This window comes from Salmonella sp. SG203 (genome assembly GCF_013350575.1).
Taxonomy (GTDB): Bacteria; Pseudomonadota; Gammaproteobacteria; order Enterobacterales; family Enterobacteriaceae; genus Salmonella; species Salmonella enterica.
Genome location: NZ_SNMT01000004.1, coordinates 114,866 through 134,122 on the forward strand (window position 1 = coordinate 114,866; position 19,257 = coordinate 134,122).

Here is a 19,257-nt window from a genome sequence, read left to right on the forward strand (position 1 = left end):
CCCTTCTGTAACCCGGCATCTGGCGCTACCTATATACAAAATAACACCAGGTGTCGCATGATAATCACACCTTTTATCTCACGTATCTATTTATCTCAATATATGAAATTATTAAATGTTATTCATAATATAAATATTTATTAAATAGATAAATATATTCATATTAATTATAAATTAACCAGAAGCTGACTTGGTATTGAAATAAGGCTTGAAATTAGTTAATAATTTGGCTTTGATAATACATTGTTACAGATGGCAGCAACCATTCATAGAATCATATTTTTGTTATTTATTATTTAACTCATTTATATACACCATTTAAAAGTTATTTGCAGCCAATCAAATCAAGTTTGCTTCGTGAATGTTATTAAAAGGAAATTTAAAAATTGAACAGGACCTACAGTATCGTCTGGAGCGCCGTGCGAAATATGTATGTCGTAGCTTCAGAACTGGCGCGAAGCCACAGCAAAGTTAAAATACAGGCGCACGCTAATGAAGTCGCCCCTTCTATTAAAAAGCCTGATTCAGGATGGGCAAGACACCATGCGCTGGCCCTGGCAATTGTTGCCGCGCTTGGCTTTGCCAGCCCGCTGGCCATCGCCGATAATCCGGTGTCATACACCGATGGGGTCGAGCACGACCTGAGCGCCGATTCGCCGATTTCCTACTCAGGCACTGGTGAAGGTTCTGCACTGCACCTCGAAGGCCAGGCAACGCCCGAAGGGGGGTGGCAGGCAACGTCGGGTACAGGTACAAATGTCGTGATTAACACCAACGGCGGCGGCGATCCTGTTCAGGGAACTCATGCTATCGCCACGGCAGTTACCCTCAACAAGGGCGCAACACTTGACCTGACCGACGCGCAGATCTCTACGGAAGGAACCTACACGGCAGGTATCGACCTCCAGGCGCAAAGCAGCATGACGCTGAATGGCGGGAGCATCCAGATCGGAAGTAATTACGGCATCCTGACCCTCTCTGGCGAGTCATGGGCTGCCCTGATTGGCACCAACGTTACGGCAACGACGCAAAGTCGTAGCAGCATAGTGTCACAATCAGGTAGCACGCTTAACATTAAGGACGGGAGCGTAATCACGCTGACAAACGGCCAGGTGCGCGTAGTAGGCGAGACGACATACAACTCCTTTCTGAATGTGTCCGATAGCACGATGAGCTCCACGGGCACGGATAGTACGGTTATCGCGTCCAACAAGGGCATTCTTAATATTGGAAACTCTACCGTCACGCACGATAACGCCACGGGTGCCGCCATTGAAGTGGCAAACGCCTCAACGGCGAGCATTTCTGGCGATAAAGATTCGATGGCCATCAACTCCAAAGGCACCGGTATTAAAATCCTCGCCTCCAGCGTGGATATTAACGGCGCCACCATCAACGCCGACGGCGACGGCATCTTTATAACAAGCAAAGGTAAAAGCGGTGGGTATGATGATATCAACGCGCTGACGGTTAACAAAGCACAGGTTAATTCAGAGACGATTGCGCTGCATGTGGACTCTGGCACGACGATTAACGATCCTATCGTGCTAACCGATAGCACATTTGACGCGCCGGAAGTGATCAAACTGGGCAGCAAGGCGGTCATTCAGGCCGACAATACGACATTGAACGGTGACGTTGTTCAGAGTGACATGTCATCGTCATCGCTGTCTTTAAGCCAGGGTTCCACGTTAACCGGTAGTGTAGATGCGATGTTTACTACACTGTCGCTCGACGATACTAGCCAGTGGAATATGACCGACTCGTCAATCATCGGCAACCTGACCAACAACGGCGACATTACGCTGAACAACGAGAGCGGTTCGACAGGCACGCTGCTGACGGTGGGCAATACCCTGACCTTGCAGGACGGCAGCCAGATAAACGCGACGCTGGATACCGCCAACAGCTCGCCAATTATCAAAGCCGTCAACGTGACGCTGGACGGGACGCTGAACCTTAGCTCAGCGGCCACCTTTGTCGCGCCCGAAACCGACGAGCAGTTAGGATCGTTCACGCTAATTGATTCGCAAACCGCGATTACTACCGATTTTGACAGCGTAACGCTGGATGCCGACACCTCCGCTATGCCGGATTACCTGACGATCAACGCGGGCGTTGATGCGAATGATAATACCAACTACGTGTTGTCTACGGGCCTGAGCTGGTACGCGGGCGCAAAATCTGCGCGCGTTGCGCACGGCACCTTTACCGTTGACGCAGGCGATACCTTTACCGTCACCAGCGAACTGGATGAAACCGCGGCCACCTCCAACTGGGACGGTAAAACGCTGTTCAAAGAAGGCGATGGCACGCTCATCCTCAGCAACACGGCGAACGACTACGGCAATACCAACATTAACGGCGGTACGCTGTCTGCGAATGATGCCGCCGCGCTCGGCAGCGGCGACGTGGCCATCGCAGAAAACGCAAAGCTTGAGTTGAGCCAGGGCACGCTGGATAACAACGTGACCGGCGAGGGCCAAATTGTCAAAAGCGGTAGCGATGAGCTGATCGTGACCGGCGATAACAACTACAGCGGCGGTACCACTATTTCCGACGGCACGCTGATTGCTGACCATGCGGATTCGCTGGGCACTGGCGCTGTTGCCAACAGCGGCGTGCTTCAGGTCGGCGAGGGCGAGCTGGAAAATACGCTTTCCGGTAGCGGTTCGCTGATGAAAACCGGTACGGGCGAACTGACGTTAAGCGGCGACAACAGCTACAGTGGCGGCACCACCATTACCGACGGTACGCTGACGGCTGACCATGCAGATTCGCTGGGCACTGGCGCTGTTGCCAACAGCGGCGTGCTTCAGGTCGGCGAAGGCGAGCTGGAAAACACGCTTTCCGGCAGCGGTTCGCTGGTGAAAACCGGCACAGGCGAGCTGACGTTAAACGGCGATAACGATTACTCCGGCGGCACCACCATTGACGACGGTGTGCTGATTGCTGACAATGCGGATTCACTGGGGACCGGCGCTGTTGCTAACAGCGGCGTGCTTCAGGTCGGCGAGGGCGAGCTGGAAAACACGCTTTCCGGCAGCGGTTCGCTGGTGAAAACCGGCACAGGCGAACTGACGTTAAGCGGCGATAACAGCTACAGTGGCGGCACCACCATTACCGACGGTACGCTGACGGCTGACCATGCGGATTCGCTGGGCAGCGGCGATATCGACAACAGCGGTGTGCTTCAGGTCGGCGAGGGCGAGCTGGAAAATACGCTTTCCGGCAGCGGTTCGCTGGTGAAAACCGGCACAGGCGAGCTGACGTTAAGCGGCGACAACACTTACTCCGGCGGCACCACCATTACCGGCGGTACGCTGACGGCTGACCATGCGGATTCGCTGGGCACTGGCGCTATCGCTAACAGCGGTGTGCTTCAGGTCGGCGAGGGCGAGCTGGAAAATACGCTTTCCGGCAGCGGTTCGCTGGTGAAAACCGGCACAGGCGAACTGACGTTAAGCGGCGATAACAGCTACAGTGGCGGCACCACTATTTCCGACGGCACGCTGATTGCCGCCAACGTTAACGCGCTGGGCGGCGGCAATATCGACAACAGCGGTACGCTGATGCTGGACGCGGAGGGCGAATTCAACCTTGCGAATGTCACGACCCAGTCAGGAGCAACGACTGAGCTGGCCAAAGGTACGACGCTCAACGTCGACTCGCTGACTCAGCAAGCCGATAGTACGCTGAATATTGACCTCAGTAAGACTAATGGTGAAAGCGCCATTACCGCCGACAGCGTCACGCTGGGCGGCACGCTCAACATCAGCGGTATCGGTAATGTTACAGACAGCTGGACGCCTGAGGCATACACTTACACGCTGATTGACAGCGACAGCGCCATTACAACCGATTTCAATGATCTGACCGTCGCGGGAATGAATAGCGAAGATGTTGACTTCCTGACCATCGACGGAAAAGTCGACGAAGCAGACAGCACAAACTATGATCTGACGGCCTCCCTCTCCTGGTATGCGGACAGAGACAACGCTTCTACTGACGCCCACGGCACCTTTACGCTAAGTGACCCTGACGGCAGCTTTAACGTTGCGGCTAAACTGACAGATGTTGATGACGCGCTGGATCCGGGCAGCACATGGGACGGTAAGTCGCTGACCAAAGAAGGCGCAGGCACGCTGATCCTCTCCGGCGACAACGACTACAGCGGCGGCACTACAATCAATGAAGGTACGCTGGTCGCCGCCAGCACGACGGCGCTGGGCACCGGTCTGGTGGACAATAACGCCACGCTGGTACTGGACGCAGACGGTGAAGTCAGCGCGGCGGGCGGCATCACCACTCATAGCGGCGCGACGACCCAACTGGCGCTCGGCACCTCGTTGGATCTCGGCGACAGCGCGTTAATTCAGGAAGATGGCAGTACGCTGAACGTTGAGCTGAATAGTGACTCAGTGCAACCGCTGATTACCGGTGGCAGCGCCACGCTTGGCGGTGATTTGGTCGTCAGCGACGCCAGCCTGCAAGCGCGCGCCTCCGACGCGGAGTTCCAGTCCTTTAAACTGATGGATATGGACAGCGATATCAGCGGCGACTTTACCAGCCTGACGATGAACCTCACCGACAAGCCGGACTATCTGACCGTAACCGGAACAATCAATCCTCAAGACCAGTCTGAATACCTGCTTACCGAAGGGCTGAGCTGGAATGCGACCGCAACGTCAGCGACGCCAGCACACGGCACGTTTACCCTGGGCGCAGGCGATAGCTTTGACGTCACCAGCGTACTGGGCGATAAAACCGGCAACGGCGACTGGGATGGTAAAACGCTGACCAAACTGGGCGCGGGTAAACTGACGCTGAGCGGCACGAACACCTATACCGGCGATACTAACGTACAGGAAGGCACGCTGTGGCTGTCCGGGGACGGTACGATCGGTGAAATGGGCAGCCAGCAAGCGGTGAACGTCGCCGCCGACGCGACCTTCGGCGGCAGTAATGGTACTACCGTTAACGGTAAGGTGACCAACGAAGGGACGCTGGTCTTTGGCGACAGCGACGAAACAGGCGCCATCTTCACCCTCAATGGCGATCTGATCAACATGGGGACGATCGCCAGCGGTAGCAGCTCCAGCACGCCTGGCAATACGCTTTATGTTGACGGCAATTACACCGGCAACGGCGGCTCGCTTTACCTGAATACCGTCCTGGGCGACGATGATTCGGCAACCGATAAGTTGGTCATTACCGGCGATGCCTCCGGCACCACCGATCTGTACATCAACGGCATCGGCGATGGGGCGCAGACCACTAACGGTATCGAAGTGGTGGATGTTGGCGGTGTATCGATCAGCGATGCGTTTGAGCTAAAAAATGAGGTGAACGCCAGTCTGTATACCTACCGTCTGTACTGGAATGAAAGTGACAACGACTGGTATCTGGCGTCAAAAGCACAGTCTGATGATAACGACAGCGGCGACGATGTCACGCCTTCGGATGGCGGTGACGATAGCGGCGATGTCACGCCTCCGAACGGAGGCGGCGATGTCGCACCGCAGTACCGGGCGGATATCGGCGCGTACATGGGCAACCAGTGGATGGCGCGCAACCTGCAAATACAGACCCTCTATGACCGCGAAGGCAGCCAGTATCGTAACGCCGATGGCAGCGTCTGGGCGCGCTTCAAAGCGGGTAAAGCGGAATCCGAGGCTGTCAACGGCAATATCGATATGGACAGCAACTACTCTCAGTTCCAGTTAGGCGGCGACATTCTGGCCTGGGGTAACGGCCAACAGAGCGTTACCGTTGGCGTCATGGCGAGCTACATCAACGCCGATACCGACAGCACCGGTAACCGTGGCGCAGACGGTAGCCAGTTCACCAGTAGCGGCAACGTAGACGGCTACAACCTTGGTGTCTATGCCACCTGGTTTGCCGATGCCCAAACGCATAGCGGCGCGTATGTCGATAGCTGGTATCAATACGGTTTCTACAACAACAGCGTAGAGAGCGGTGATGCGGGATCTGAATCTTATGATTCAACCGCTAACGCCGTCTCGCTGGAAACCGGTTATCGCTACGATATTGCGCTTAGCAACGGCAATACTGTCAGTCTGACGCCGCAGGCGCAGGTTGTCTGGCAGAACTACTCAGCGGATAGCGTGAAGGATAACTACGGCACCCGGATCGACGGTCAGGATGGCGACAGTTGGACAACGCGCCTGGGTCTGCGTGTTGACGGCAAGCTGTACAAAGGCAGCCGTACGGTTATCCAGCCGTTTGCTGAAGCCAACTGGCTGCACACCAGCGATGATGTGTCGGTATCGTTTGATGATGCCACGGTGAAACAGGATCTTCCGGCTAACCGTGCGGAGCTGAAAGTGGGTCTGCAGGCAGATATCGATAAGCAGTGGAGCGTTCGCGCTCAGGTTGCCGGGCAGACTGGCAGCAATGACTTTGGCGATCTGAACGGTAGCCTCAATCTGCGCTATAACTGGTAAGTTAGACAAAACCGGGCGGGTATTCCCAGCCCGGTTTTGAGTCTAATGACAAACCGGTTGATCGTCGGATTATGGCTACACCTTATCCGATGTGGCGCGTAGGTTGGCTGAGGCGAAACCGAAACCCAACATCGCGGTGCAAAGGGTGGGGGAATATTGGATTACGTGCCCGGCGTGACGGATTTGACTTCACTTTCAAGCCAACCGTCCTCCAGCCGCGTGGTCATGATATCGCCCGCTTTGACCTGTTTGATCTTTTTCAACACCTTGCCGTCCGTTGTCGTCGAAACCGTATAGCCGCGCGCCAGCGTGGCTAACGGGCTGACCGCTTCCAGATGCGTGACCGCGTTGCCAAAACGCTCGCGCTGTTCGCTTAACCGTGAGCGGATATTCTCCGTCAGACGATATTCCAGCTGTTGGATGCGCGACTGCGCGCGGTGAATGCGCGGCTGCGGATTTTGCTGGCTCAGGCGTTGACTTACGCGCTGTTGGCGCTGAGTGGCCTGCTTAATCCTGGCCTCAAGCGCAAATCCCATCCGTTGGCGTAGACGTTCCAGGGCGGTTTGCTGACGGGCCAGACGCAGTTGCGGATGTTGTTGTTGCAGACGGTGAAAAATCTGCGTGAAACGACGGCTGCGGTTGGCGAGGTAGTAGTCCATCGCCATGCCCAGACGCTGCTGGGCGGACTGGATCTGACGCAACAACTCCTGCTGGTTGCGGCTGACAATTTCTGCCGCTGCTGATGGCGTCGGCGCGCGCAGGTCGGCGACAAAATCGGCGATAGTGACGTCGGTTTCGTGACCGACGGCGCTGACCACCGGAATACGGCTGGCAAAAATAGCCCGCGCCACGCGTTCGTCGTTAAAACTCCACAAATCTTCCAGCGAACCGCCGCCGCGCCCGACGATCAGCACGTCGCACTCGCCGCGCGCGTTTGCCAGTTCGATAGCACGAACGATCTGCCCCGGCGCGTCGTCGCCCTGGACCGCCGTCGGATAGATAATAACGGGTAGGGATGGGTCACGACGCTTTAGTACGTGGAGAATATCGTGCAGCGCCGCGCCGGTTTTCGAGGTGATCACCCCCACGCAGTGGGCCGGGGAGGGCAACGGCTGTTTATGCTGCTGATCGAACAAGCCTTCGGCCTGCAGTTTGGCTTTTAGCTGCTCATATTTCTGCTGCAACAAGCCTTCGCCCGCGGGCTGCATACTTTCGGCGATGATTTGATAATCGCCGCGCGGCTCGTACAGCGTGATATTGGCGCGGACTAACACCTGTTGCCCGTGCTGCGGACGGAACGTCACCCGGCGGTTGCTGTTGCGGAACATCGCACAGCGCACCTGAGCGGTATCGTCTTTGAGCGTAAAGTACCAGTGACCCGACGCAGGCTGCGTGAAATTAGAAATCTCGCCGCTGATCCATACCTGTCCCATCTCCTGTTCTAACAGCAGACGAACCGTCTGGTTAAGGCGGCTTACGGTAAAAATTGAGGAAGTTTGAGAGGATAACATGTGAGCGGGATCAAATTCTAAATCAGCAGGTTATTCAATCGATAGTAACCTGCTCACGGGGGATCGCAAGCACTATTTGCAAAAAAATGTAGATGCAACCGATTACGTTCTGTATAATGCCGCGGCAATATTTATTAACCTCCCAGGTGAGATATTGCCCATGTTACGTATCGCTAAAGAAGCCCTGACGTTTGACGACGTCCTCCTTGTTCCCGCTCACTCCACCGTTTTGCCGAATACTGCCGATCTCAGCACGCAGTTGACGAAAACTATTCGTCTGAATATTCCTATGCTTTCTGCGGCGATGGACACCGTGACGGAAGCGCGCCTGGCAATTGCCCTGGCCCAGGAAGGCGGCATTGGTTTTATCCACAAAAATATGTCTATTGAGCGCCAGGCGGAAGAAGTTCGCCGCGTGAAGAAACACGAGTCCGGCGTAGTGACCGACCCGCAGACCGTCCTGCCAACCACCACGTTGCATGAAGTGAAAGCCCTGACCGAGCGTAACGGTTTTGCGGGCTATCCGGTGGTGACTGAAGATAACGAGCTGGTGGGTATCATCACCGGTCGTGACGTGCGTTTTGTGACTGACCTGAACCAGCCGGTGAGTGTCTACATGACGCCGAAAGAGCGTCTGGTGACCGTTCGTGAAGGCGAAGCCCGTGAAGTGGTGCTGGCAAAAATGCACGAAAAACGCGTAGAAAAAGCGCTGGTCGTTGATGATAACTTCCATCTGCTTGGCATGATTACCGTAAAAGATTTCCAGAAAGCGGAACGTAAACCAAACTCCTGTAAAGATGAGCAGGGCCGTTTACGTGTCGGCGCGGCGGTCGGCGCAGGCGCGGGCAACGAAGAGCGCGTTGACGCGCTGGTGGCGGCAGGCGTTGACGTCCTGCTGATCGACTCTTCTCACGGTCACTCTGAAGGCGTGTTGCAACGTATCCGTGAAACCCGTGCTAAATATCCTGACCTGCAAATCATCGGCGGCAACGTCGCGACGGGCGCAGGCGCTCGCGCACTGGCGGAAGCCGGTTGCAGCGCGGTGAAAGTCGGTATCGGCCCAGGCTCTATCTGTACCACTCGTATCGTGACTGGTGTGGGCGTTCCGCAGATCACCGCTGTTTCTGACGCGGTAGAAGCGCTGGAAGGCACCGGAATTCCGGTTATCGCTGACGGCGGTATCCGTTTCTCAGGCGATATCGCCAAAGCCATCGCCGCAGGCGCAAGCGCTGTCATGGTCGGTTCTATGCTGGCGGGTACCGAAGAATCCCCGGGCGAAATCGAACTGTACCAGGGGCGTTCGTACAAATCTTACCGCGGCATGGGCTCGCTGGGCGCGATGTCCAAAGGTTCCTCTGACCGTTACTTCCAGAGCGACAACGCCGCCGACAAACTGGTGCCGGAAGGTATCGAAGGCCGCGTAGCCTATAAAGGTCGCCTGAAAGAGATCATTCACCAGCAGATGGGCGGCCTGCGCTCCTGTATGGGGCTGACCGGTTGTGCTACCATCGACGAACTGCGTACTAAAGCGGAGTTTGTGCGTATCAGCGGTGCGGGTATCCAGGAAAGCCACGTTCACGACGTGACCATCACCAAAGAGTCCCCGAACTACCGTCTGGGCTCCTGATTTTCTTCGCCCGACCTTCGCGTCGGGCGATTTATTTAATCTGTTTCACTTGCCTCGGAATAAGCGTCAATGACGGAAAACATTCATAAGCATCGCATCCTCATTCTGGACTTCGGTTCTCAGTACACTCAACTGGTTGCGCGCCGCGTGCGTGAGCTGGGTGTTTACTGCGAACTGTGGGCGTGGGATGTGACAGAAGCACAAATTCGTGACTTCAACCCAAGCGGCATTATTCTTTCCGGCGGCCCGGAAAGCACCACCGAAGAAAACAGCCCGCGCGCGCCGCAGTATGTCTTTGAAGCAGGCGTGCCGGTATTTGGCGTCTGCTACGGGATGCAGACCATGGCGATGCAGCTTGGCGGTCATGTAGAAGGTTCTAATGAGCGTGAATTTGGTTACGCGCAGGTCGAAGTATTGACCGACAGCGCGCTGGTTCGCGGTATTGAAGATTCCCTGACCGCAGACGGCAAACCGCTGCTGGACGTGTGGATGAGCCACGGCGATAAAGTGACGGCGATTCCGTCCGACTTCGTGACCGTCGCCAGCACCGAGAGCTGCCCGTTCGCCATTATGGCCAACGAAGAAAAACGCTTCTACGGCGTACAGTTCCACCCGGAAGTGACCCACACCCGCCAGGGTATGCGCATGCTGGAGCGTTTTGTGCGTGATATCTGCCAGTGTGAAGCCCTGTGGACGCCGGCGAAGATCATCGACGACGCCGTGGCGCGCATTCGCGAGCAGGTGGGCGACGACAAAGTGATCCTCGGCCTCTCTGGTGGCGTGGATTCTTCCGTCACCGCAATGCTGCTGCACCGCGCCATCGGTAAAAACCTGACTTGTGTATTCGTCGATAACGGCCTGCTGCGCCTGAATGAAGCCGAGCAGGTGATGGACATGTTTGGCGACCATTTTGGCCTGAATATCGTTCACGTACCGGCGGAAGAGCGCTTCCTGTCCGCGCTGGCTGGCGAGAACGATCCGGAAGCCAAGCGTAAGATCATCGGTCGCGTTTTCGTTGAAGTATTCGACGAAGAAGCGCTGAAACTGGAAGACGTGAAATGGCTGGCGCAGGGCACCATCTACCCTGACGTTATCGAATCTGCGGCGTCTGCAACCGGTAAAGCGCACGTCATCAAATCTCACCACAATGTCGGCGGCCTGCCGAAAGAGATGAAGATGGGGCTGGTTGAACCGCTGAAAGAGCTGTTCAAAGACGAAGTGCGTAAGATTGGTCTGGAGCTGGGCCTGCCGTACGACATGCTGTACCGTCATCCGTTCCCGGGGCCGGGCCTCGGCGTGCGCGTACTGGGCGAAGTGAAGAAAGAGTACTGCGACCTGCTGCGTCGCGCGGACGCTATCTTCATTGAAGAGCTGCGCAAAGCGGATCTGTACGACAAAGTCAGTCAGGCGTTTACCGTCTTCCTGCCGGTCCGTTCCGTTGGCGTCATGGGCGATGGTCGTAAGTACGATTGGGTGGTCTCCCTGCGTGCCGTCGAAACCATCGACTTTATGACCGCGCACTGGGCGCATCTGCCGTATGATTTCCTCGGTCGCGTTTCCAACCGCATTATCAATGAAGTCAACGGGATTTCCCGTGTGGTGTATGACATCAGCGGTAAACCACCGGCTACCATTGAGTGGGAATAAGTCGATAACCCTTCCTGTGTTTTCATGAACAGGTAAAGATGAATTTAACCCTCTGTTTTTGCAGAGGGTTTTTATTTATGTGCATAGATGAGTTTTCTGTGTAGCGCACAGCTCCTGACGGCAAATTTGACGTAATTACGAACCCACGAAGGTTGGCTGTATCTTGCCATGGTCGTTGATTTGTTCTCGCGCAAAGTTATCGGTTGGTCAATGCAACCACGAATGACAAAAGATATTGTCCTGAATGCGCTTCTGATGGCTGTGTGGCGACGTCATCCCCAAAAACAGGTGCTGGTTCAGTCTGATCAGGATAGTCAGTACACCCGCTATGAATGGCTGAAATTGCACGGACTGGAGGGCAGTATGAGCCGTTGTGGCAACTGTCATGACAATGCGGTTGCAGAAAGCTTTTTCCAGCTACTGAAGCGTGAACGGATAAAGAAAAAGATCTACCAACGACTCAGAAGTGCCCAGGTTATCCATGGCGATTCAGCCCAAATAAGGGATATTTAAAATATAATAACTTTATTCTTCAACTATATAACCAACGTCCAGCTTTAGCACTTTCAACGAGCATACCAACTGTTAGTGGCTTACGCGGATCAGGCTCTTTACTTCCAAAGTACCCTGGATTCAGATAGTTGAGTATGTCAAATCCTTCTGAATCTACATTCCAACGCTTGAAGTACTCTTGTAGAAATTCTTCACTATCTTCAAAAACGAGTTTAAGTTCATCCCTAATACTGGCATCAAGCGTGATGGTTCGCTTTGGCCCACAGAGAAAGTACTTTTTAGTGTTATATTCCTGATCGATAAAATCGATAATTTCTTTCTCAATATCTCTCATTAGAAGTACGTCCACTGAATGCGATCTTTAGGAACCGCCACACGATTAAATGTATCTTTAATATCACGCTGGATATCATAAATCGTAGTGAATGTCATAACCCAACCGAGCCAGAGTACATTACGACCAACGAAACAACCTAAATTATTCGTTGAGCTTAGCTGTAATGCGTTGATAGTTTTGCCTGTCAACGTTGGTAATCTGATCCCAGGTGGCAGTTTATAGTTCAACCAATTACTGATGTACTTAGAAGCAATTGATGTTCCTGGAGTTGTCCCACGAGGTTTACCCCTCGTAGGTAGAACTGGTTGCCCTGAACTGCTGAAAATTGGCTGTGTCAGCTACCGGGAGTTTAACCACGCTGAAGGCTATCGGGTTTTGTATTCGGTCGAGGGAATCTTAGTAACCGCGCATATGATCTTGTCACCCAGGCAGGATATCCCGCGGTTGCTCTTTAAGCGTCTGATCATGGTCTGAACCCATTGAGTGGGATTGTCTTTTTGCGTTAACGCTAAAGCTTCTTTTTCTTGCGCGGGCTTTTTAACGGATAACAGCTTAACGTTGTCCCGGCGTGGTGACAGAAAGCGATGATTGTTGCGCTTCTTTTTTATCCTGATGGTGCTGCCAGGCGCCGATAGAAGAGTAGACGAAACGTCCAAAGAAGAAGAGAAAACTGATAAGCAGTACGATACGGGTCATGCGAGTGTTAAATCGATGTCGTTTTCGCATACTGTTGGCCTGACTCACAAAGGGTTCCTTAACGTTGGCCCAGCGGTATGGGCGGGATCAGGCTGGGTTCTTCAAGGGTATTATCAAGGCGAAGAACGTAACAAGCCTGCGTTCACTCTACATTAAGGCATACTGCGAACCGATGGTCAATTCCTCTTAATGTAAAATTGCGTCAGTTGATTTATCTTATATTGTTATGGAAGATAATTTTAGTATTTACATTAATAATAAATTAATGATAACAAAGAATAAAAAGGCGAATAAAGGCTGCAGGAGAAAGGTAATAATTGACTTAAATCAAATGTTACTTTTGTTTAATAATTACAATCGATGACTATCGTGTGATGTATATCTCATCATCAATTTAAAGTCAGGTGGGATGCCTGTCTGTTAACGCCCCTTTGGGATTGGGGGGTTCTGCTGAGCATCTATGAAACTAAATAAAACTTATATAAATATCAGAGATAAATGGTGGGGACTACCGCTCATTCTCCCTTCGATTTTACTACCTGTTTTAAGTAGCGCAAATACTTATGCGCTTACCAGCACTGGAAATGTGGTTCTTTTTTACCTGCCGTTAGCTTTTATGCTTAGTCTGATGCTCTTTTTCGGCTGGGCAGCACTGCCGGGCATTGTGCTTGCTATCTTCTGGCGCAGATACCCGCAGACAGGGCTGTATGAAACCCTTTCTGTGACGATGCACTTTATCATTACTATCGTGCTAAGCTGGGGCGGCTATCGTGTCTTTTCCCCCCGGCGAAACAATGTTTCCCACGGCGACGCCCACCTGTTGTTTCAACGAATGTTCTGGCAGGTATTTTGTTCAGCAACATTATTTCTGGTCATCTACCAGTTTGCCGCTTTTGTTGGCATGTACGAAAGTAAAGCCAGCCTGATGGGGGTAATGCCCTTTAATATCAACACGCTGATTAATTACCAGGCGTTACTGGTCGGTAACCTTATCGGTGTGCCATTGTGCTATTTTATTATTCGTACTCTCCGCAATCCGCTGCACCTGCGAGGGTATTATCAGCAATTAAAGCTACAGATTGATAGCAAGGTCACTAAAAAAGAGATCGTTATTTGGCTGGCCGTATTGACTACACTGATGTTTATACTGTGTATGCCATTGACGGATAATAGCTCAATATTTAGTACCAACTATACGCTTTCGTTATTATTGCCGGTCATGCTGTGGGGCGCGATGCGCTATGGTTATAAGTTTATTTCAATTATCTGGGCCGTCGTGCTAATTACGTCGATTCATTATTATCAGCGTTATATGCCCTGGTATTCAGGTTATGATACGCAATTAGCGATTACCTCTTCGAGCTATCTGGTTTTTTCTTTTATTGTTAATTATATGTCTGTACTGGCCACGCGTCAGCGCGTAGTGAGTGGTCGCGCACGGCGCCTGGCCTATCTTGACCCGGTTGTACATCTTCCCAATTTACGTGCGTTAAACCGCGCGCTTAAAAATGCGCCCTGGTCTACGATCTGTTTTTTACACGTGCCGGGCCTGGAGCTATTGGGTAAAAATTATGGCGTCATGCTACGCATCCAGTATAAGCAAAAGCTCTCTCACTGGATTACGCCGATGCTGGCCTCAAATGAGTGCGTCTACCAGATGTCAGGGCACGACCTGGTGCTGCGTCTTAATACAGAGGCGCATCAGCAGCGTATTGAAGCGCTGGATAAACATATTAAGCAGTTTCGGTTTATCTGGGATGGACTGCCGCTACAGCCGCCTGTCGGCGTGAGCTACTGCTGCGTGCGTTCTCCGGTTAGCCACCTTTATCTTCTGCTGGGCGAATTAAGCACCAGTTCCGATCTTTCGTTGACGACTAACGCGCCGGAGGATTTACAGCGGCGCGGCGCAATGCACCTGCAGCGCGATTTGAAGGGCAGAATTGCGATGATGAATCGGCTGCAACAGGCGTTGGAGCACGATCATTTTTTCCTGATGGCGCAGCCTATTTTCGGCGTTCGTGGGGACGTTTACCATGAAATTTTACTGCGACTCAGGGATGACAACGGCGACGTTATCAACCCGGACAATTTTTTACCCGTGGCGCATGAGTTTGGTTTGTCTTCCGCTATCGATCTCTGGGTGATTGAAAACACGCTGCGGTTTATGGCGGCCAGCCGGGAATATATGCCCGCGCATCGTTTTGCCATTAATCTGTCGCCAACATCGGTATGTCGCGCCCGTTTTCCTGCAGAAGTTAAGCAGTTGCTTACGCAATATCAGGTTGAACCCTGGCAACTGGTTTTTGAGGTAACGGAAAGCAACTCTCTCACCAATGCTGAGCAGGCGCAGTTGACGCTGGGACAGCTACAGCAGTTTGGCTGTCAGATAGCGATTGATGATTTCGGTACTGGCTACGCCAGCTATGCGCGGCTGAAAAACGTTGACGCCGATATTCTTAAAATTGATGGCAGTTTTATTCGCAATATAGTGTCAAACAGTCTCGATTATCAGATTGTGGCTTCTATTTGTCATTTAGCGCGAATGAAAAATATGCAGGTTGTCGCGGAGTATGTCGAGAGCGAAGAAATACGAAGCGTCGTGCTCTCGTTGGGAATCGACTATCTTCAGGGATATTTAATTGGCGAGCCGCAGCTATTATCTGAGATTCAGTAAAGCCAGACGCCGCGGCGCGGCGTCTGGCTCACAATTTACGCGGCGATCTCCGGCGAGCTTTCTTCCTCAATATTGAGACGCCAGCCAGTTACCGCTTCCCAGTACTGCTGTTCTTTTTCCAGATCAAGCAGTACCAGCGCATTCTGGCTGAACCAGTCATGCGGAAAACATAACGTCCAGTGGCTGTCATCGGTCGTTAGCCGCAGCGTCGGCGGCGTGGTGGTCGCCTGCCGCTGGTTGTTCAGTAATACGCCCAGCCGAAGTAGCTGAATTAACGGCAGATACTGTTTTTTCTTAAACAGCGTAAAGCGGGGCATATCATCCAGTTTTATGGCTTTACGATGGTAACGCACCAGCGTCGCCATCATCATTTGCTGCTCCTGATTAAAGCCGGGCAAATCGCTGTGTTGCAGAATATAAGCCGAATGGCGATGTAAACCGCTGTGATTAATATTCAGTCCAACCTCATGCAGCATTGCCGCCCAGCGGAGCAACGCTTCAAGCTGCGGATGCGCCAGTTTTGGCTGCTGGGCCTGCCACTGCTCGTACATCTGCATGGTGGTTTCCAGCACGCGTCTGGCCTGTTCTCTGTCAATGTTGTATTGATTGGCCAGACTTTTTGCGGTACGGCTGCGAACATCCTGATGGCGGAAGCGGCCTTCCATTTCATACAGTACGCCTTCGCGCAACGCGCCGTCGGAAAGGCGAAGCTCGCGGATAGCCAGAGCATCAAAAACGCCGCACAGAATCGCCAGGCCCGGCACAAAGACCGCTTTGCGTTCTTCAGACAGACCCGGCAGGCTGAGCGCATTAAAGGAGCGGTGCTTCAACACTTCTGACTTCAGTTTATCGAGGCGCTCCGGCGTAATGAAGCCATCTTTCTCACCCAGCGCCAGGAGAACTTCATGAGCGGCCTTAATCGTACCGGAAGCGCCCATCGCTACGTTCCAACCCTGAATACGATACTGCCAGGTTAAGGTTTCCAGTTTTTGCGCTGCCGCCATTCGGGCGCGCTGGAAGTTTTCTTTATTGATAACGCCGCCGGGAAAGTAGAGCTGCGCGAAGCTCACGCAGCCCATACGACGGCTTTCAACCAGCCTGGGTTCGAAGTTTTCGCCAATGACCAGCTCTGTTGACCCGCCGCCGATATCGATCACCAGCTTGCGGCCTTTTTCCGGCTGCGTATGTTCTACGCCCATAAAAATCAGGCGCGCTTCTTCGTTACCGGAAATAATCTCTATCGGGTAGGGAATAACCTTTTCCGCGCGTTTGAGAAAATCAGCGGCATTTTGCGCCTGACGTAACGTATGGGTGCCTACGATACAGACGCTGGAAGGGGAGAAACCTTGTAAGCGTTCAGCAAACAGCGACAGACAGCTAAGCCCCCGTTCCATGGCTTCTTCGCTGAGTTTATTATCTGCGCCCAGCCCGTCCGCCAGATGGACGCGCTGTTTTAAACGCCCGATAATCTGCATTGCGCCGTCAACCACGCGGGCAATGACCATATGAAAGCTGTTTGAGCCGAGATCGACCGCAGCGAACTCCTGCGGACGAGGGGATTTATCGTAAATTGGCATAGCGTTAGTCTGGTTGCTCGAGTGATTTGATGTAGTCATAAATTGCCAGCTGCGCCTGGACTTTACGGCGATTGCCGCGCGGTACGTAGCGGTTGCTGAGTTCTTTATCGATAAAACGCGCTTTTACCGTGTCGCTAAACAGAATGTCAATGATATCCAGGACGCGCTGTTTAAGCCGCGGGTCGAGGATAGGCGTAGCGACTTCGATACGGTAGTCAATATTACGCGTCATCCAGTCAGCTGAAGAGAGCCAAACTTGCTTATCACCGCCGTTTTCGAAAATATAAACTCGATCGTGTTCCAGATAGCGATCCACGATGCTAATCGCGCGAATATTATCGCTAATGCCTTCCAGTTGCGGAATAAGAGAACACATACCGCGTACCAGCAGATTGACCTGGACGCCCGAACCCGACGCGGCGTATAGCCTGTCGACCAACCCTTTATCAACCAGGTTGTTAAGCTTTAAGGTAATCCCTGACGGTAAGCCTTGCTGGGCATTGGCGATTTCACGATCGATCATCTCATACAGCAGACGCCGTGAGTTTTGTGGAGAAACCATCAAATAATCGAAAGTGACCGGGCGATAGGGGTTTTCAATAAAATTAAAGACCCGACGCACTTCATTGGTAATGCGCGCATCGGCGGTCAGCAGCGAATAATCGGTATACAGCCGCGCTGTTTTTTCGTTGAAGTTACCGGTGCCGATATGCGCATAACGCACCACGTCATCGCCCTCTTTTCGTGAGATGAGAAAGAGTTTGGCGTGAATTTTCAGCCCGGGCGCAGAGAAAATAACGTGGACGCCCGCTTCGGTTAACCGCTTGGCCCAGTGAATATTCGCCTCTTCATCGAAGCGCGCCTGCAACTCCACCACCACGGTGACTTTTTTGCCGTTATGGGCGGCATGGATCATCGAGTCAATAATGCGCGAGTCTTTCGCTACGCGATAAATATTGATTTTGATCGCCAGCACGCTTGGGTCAAACGACGCCTGGCGTAGCAGTTCCAGCACATGTTCAAAGGTGTGATAAGGATAATAGAGCAGCACATCACGTTCACGAATCGCGTCGAAACCGTTACGAAACTTCTCTTTATCAAACCAAAGATGGCGTAACCGCGGTAACGGCTTATTGACCAGGTTGGCTTTACCGACATTCGGAAAATTAATAAAGTCTTTAAAATTGTGGTAGCGCCCGCCGGGTACGATTGAGTCATACCGGGAGATCGTCAGTTTTTCCCGCAGCACGTCGACCAGCGCGGCGGGCATATCGCGTTGATAGACAAAGCGCACAGGTTCAGCGGTCAGGCGCTGCTTCAGGCTGGAAGACATCAGCTCCATCAAACTGGATTCCATCTCATGCACCAGGTCATATTCGGCATCGCGGGTCATTTTCATCGAATAGGCATTAAGCGCGTCATAGTCGAAGAACCCTTTAAAAATGTCATCCAGGCAGTAGCGCAGAATATTATCCAGCAGGATCATCGGCTTGCGTCTGCGCGGTGTTTCCGGCGGCAGATTAACGAAGCGTGGGACTTTGTCGGACGGTATCTCCAGCAGCGCATAGTTGATGGTGTCGCCGCGGATAATCTCCACCGCCAGATAGGTGTAATCATCTTTTAAAAACTGAACAAGATCCGTCTCCCGGTTAATGAGAATCGGGGTAATATGCTGGCGCAAATAGTGCTTAAAATAGTGGCGCAACCAGCTTTGTTGGTTCACCGAGAGCTGACGCTCGTTGATCAGAAAGATTTGATTACGCGCCATTTCCAGCAGTAATTCGTTGTACAGGCCGTCGAACTCCTGGTCTGCTTTCAACACGCGAGACTGAATTTTGCCTAACAAATGGCGTGAATGAGAATTTGAACCCTGTTCTTCGCTGATAATAATGCGTCGTTTCAGTTCAGCGAAACGCACTTTGTAGAACTCGTCGAGGTTATTAGAATAGATTCCCAGGAAGCGCATCCGCTCAATCAACGGGTTGGATTTATCCGCCGCTTCCTGTAACACGCGTTCGTTAAATGCTAACCAGCTCAGCTCTTTCTCGATATATAGCTTTTCCTGACCCATTACTACCTATACTCCGTTTTATTCACGGGACACTGCCTGATAATTATGGCGAGCATTACGCGTTAATGTCCAACAGCGTCAGAAAAATATGACAATAAACTGATAGCATAAAGGAAGGGAAAAGAGTAGGCCGGATA

11 protein-coding genes and 2 pseudogenes are annotated in these 19,257 nt (G+C 52.6%); 7 read left to right on the forward strand and 6 right to left on the reverse strand.

What is annotated here, in order from left to right:
• Positions 1–386 precede the first annotated feature (386 nt).
• Complete coding sequence (gene shdA, locus HV477_RS08385; RefSeq protein WP_175064949.1) at positions 387–6,467, forward strand: fibronectin-binding autotransporter adhesin ShdA; 6,081 nt, start codon at positions 387–389, stop codon at positions 6,465–6,467.
• Positions 6,468–6,628: 161 nt separating this feature from the next.
• Here shdA and xseA read toward each other — a convergent pair whose 3' ends face one another.
• Positions 6,629–7,978, reverse strand: coding sequence for an exodeoxyribonuclease VII large subunit (gene xseA, locus HV477_RS08390; protein WP_000953169.1), 1,350 nt, complete (start codon positions 7,976–7,978; stop codon positions 6,629–6,631).
• A gap of 160 nt (positions 7,979–8,138) precedes the next feature.
• Between xseA and guaB the strand changes: the two genes are divergently transcribed.
• The 3 genes and pseudogenes from guaB to HV477_RS08405 all read left to right on the forward strand — a co-directional run.
• The gene (guaB, locus tag HV477_RS08395; RefSeq protein WP_000944174.1) at positions 8,139–9,605 is read left to right on the forward strand and encodes an IMP dehydrogenase; all 1,467 of its coding nucleotides are present in this window, start codon (positions 8,139–8,141) and stop codon (positions 9,603–9,605) included.
• Between the two features lie 69 nt (positions 9,606–9,674).
• Positions 9,675–11,252: a glutamine-hydrolyzing GMP synthase gene (guaA, locus tag HV477_RS08400; protein ID WP_000138296.1), complete on the forward strand. Its 1,578-nt coding sequence runs from the start codon at positions 9,675–9,677 to the stop codon at positions 11,250–11,252.
• A gap of 135 nt (positions 11,253–11,387) precedes the next feature.
• A pseudogene (locus HV477_RS08405) lies at positions 11,388–11,705 on the forward strand (DDE-type integrase/transposase/recombinase); the annotation flags it as partial.
• A 79-nt stretch (positions 11,706–11,784) separates the two neighbouring features.
• Here the strand turns inward: HV477_RS08405 and HV477_RS08410 are convergent.
• Both HV477_RS08410 and HV477_RS28990 read right to left on the reverse strand, forming a co-directional pair.
• The gene (locus tag HV477_RS08410) at positions 11,785–12,114 is read right to left on the reverse strand and encodes a DUF1493 family protein (protein ID WP_077943679.1); all 330 of its coding nucleotides are present in this window, start codon (positions 12,112–12,114) and stop codon (positions 11,785–11,787) included.
• Positions 12,099–12,416 (reverse strand): annotated as a pseudogene (locus HV477_RS28990) (STM2901 family protein); the annotation flags it as partial. The pseudogene HV477_RS28990 and the gene HV477_RS08410, both read right to left, overlap by 16 nt.
• Here HV477_RS28990 and HV477_RS08415 point away from each other — a divergent pair.
• Positions 12,340–12,576 carry a hypothetical protein gene (locus HV477_RS08415; protein ID WP_079899136.1) on the forward strand — a complete coding sequence of 79 codons (237 nt, stop codon included), beginning with the start codon at positions 12,340–12,342 and terminating at the stop codon, positions 12,574–12,576. The pseudogene HV477_RS28990 and the gene HV477_RS08415 overlap by 77 nt on opposite strands.
• A gap of 78 nt (positions 12,577–12,654) precedes the next feature.
• Here HV477_RS08415 and HV477_RS08420 read toward each other — a convergent pair whose 3' ends face one another.
• Positions 12,655–12,846 carry a YfgG family protein gene (locus HV477_RS08420; RefSeq protein WP_000075924.1) on the reverse strand — a complete coding sequence of 64 codons (192 nt, stop codon included), beginning with the start codon at positions 12,844–12,846 and terminating at the stop codon, positions 12,655–12,657.
• A 178-nt stretch (positions 12,847–13,024) separates the two neighbouring features.
• On the opposite strand from HV477_RS08420, the gene HV477_RS08425 reads away from it, so the two are divergent.
• Complete coding sequence (locus HV477_RS08425) at positions 13,025–13,162, forward strand: hypothetical protein (protein ID WP_001540598.1); 138 nt, start codon at positions 13,025–13,027, stop codon at positions 13,160–13,162.
• A gap of 96 nt (positions 13,163–13,258) precedes the next feature.
• Positions 13,259–15,472: a sensor domain-containing phosphodiesterase gene (locus HV477_RS08430; protein WP_079899135.1), complete on the forward strand. Its 2,214-nt coding sequence runs from the start codon at positions 13,259–13,261 to the stop codon at positions 15,470–15,472.
• A 35-nt stretch (positions 15,473–15,507) separates the two neighbouring features.
• On the opposite strand, the gene ppx is transcribed toward HV477_RS08430, so the two are convergent.
• Positions 15,508–17,049, reverse strand: coding sequence for an exopolyphosphatase (gene ppx / locus HV477_RS08435; protein ID WP_001123330.1), 1,542 nt, complete (start codon positions 17,047–17,049; stop codon positions 15,508–15,510).
• Positions 17,050–17,053: 4 nt separating this feature from the next.
• Positions 17,054–19,120, reverse strand: coding sequence for a polyphosphate kinase 1 (ppk1, locus tag HV477_RS08440; RefSeq protein WP_000529555.1), 2,067 nt, complete (start codon positions 19,118–19,120; stop codon positions 17,054–17,056).
• Positions 19,121–19,257: the final 137 nt, after the last annotated feature.

Bases quoted from the DNA above. Each gene is read 5' to 3' on its own strand.
- HV477_RS08425 (WP_001540598.1), top strand. From the start codon at position 13,025: ATGGAAGATAATTTTAGTATTTACATTAATAATAAATTAATGATAACA.
- HV477_RS08415 (WP_079899136.1), top strand. From the start codon at position 12,340: ATGTACTTAGAAGCAATTGATGTTCCTGGAGTTGTCCCACGAGGTTTA.
- guaB (WP_000944174.1), top strand. From the start codon at position 8,139: ATGTTACGTATCGCTAAAGAAGCCCTGACGTTTGACGACGTCCTCCTT.
- ppx (WP_001123330.1), bottom strand. From the start codon at position 17,049: ATGCCAATTTACGATAAATCCCCTCGTCCGCAGGAGTTCGCTGCGGTC.
- xseA (WP_000953169.1), bottom strand. From the start codon at position 7,978: ATGTTATCCTCTCAAACTTCCTCAATTTTTACCGTAAGCCGCCTTAAC.
- ppk1 (WP_000529555.1), bottom strand. From the start codon at position 19,120: ATGGGTCAGGAAAAGCTATATATCGAGAAAGAGCTGAGCTGGTTAGCA.
- guaA (WP_000138296.1), top strand. From the start codon at position 9,675: ATGACGGAAAACATTCATAAGCATCGCATCCTCATTCTGGACTTCGGT.
- HV477_RS08430 (WP_079899135.1), top strand. From the start codon at position 13,259: ATGAAACTAAATAAAACTTATATAAATATCAGAGATAAATGGTGGGGA.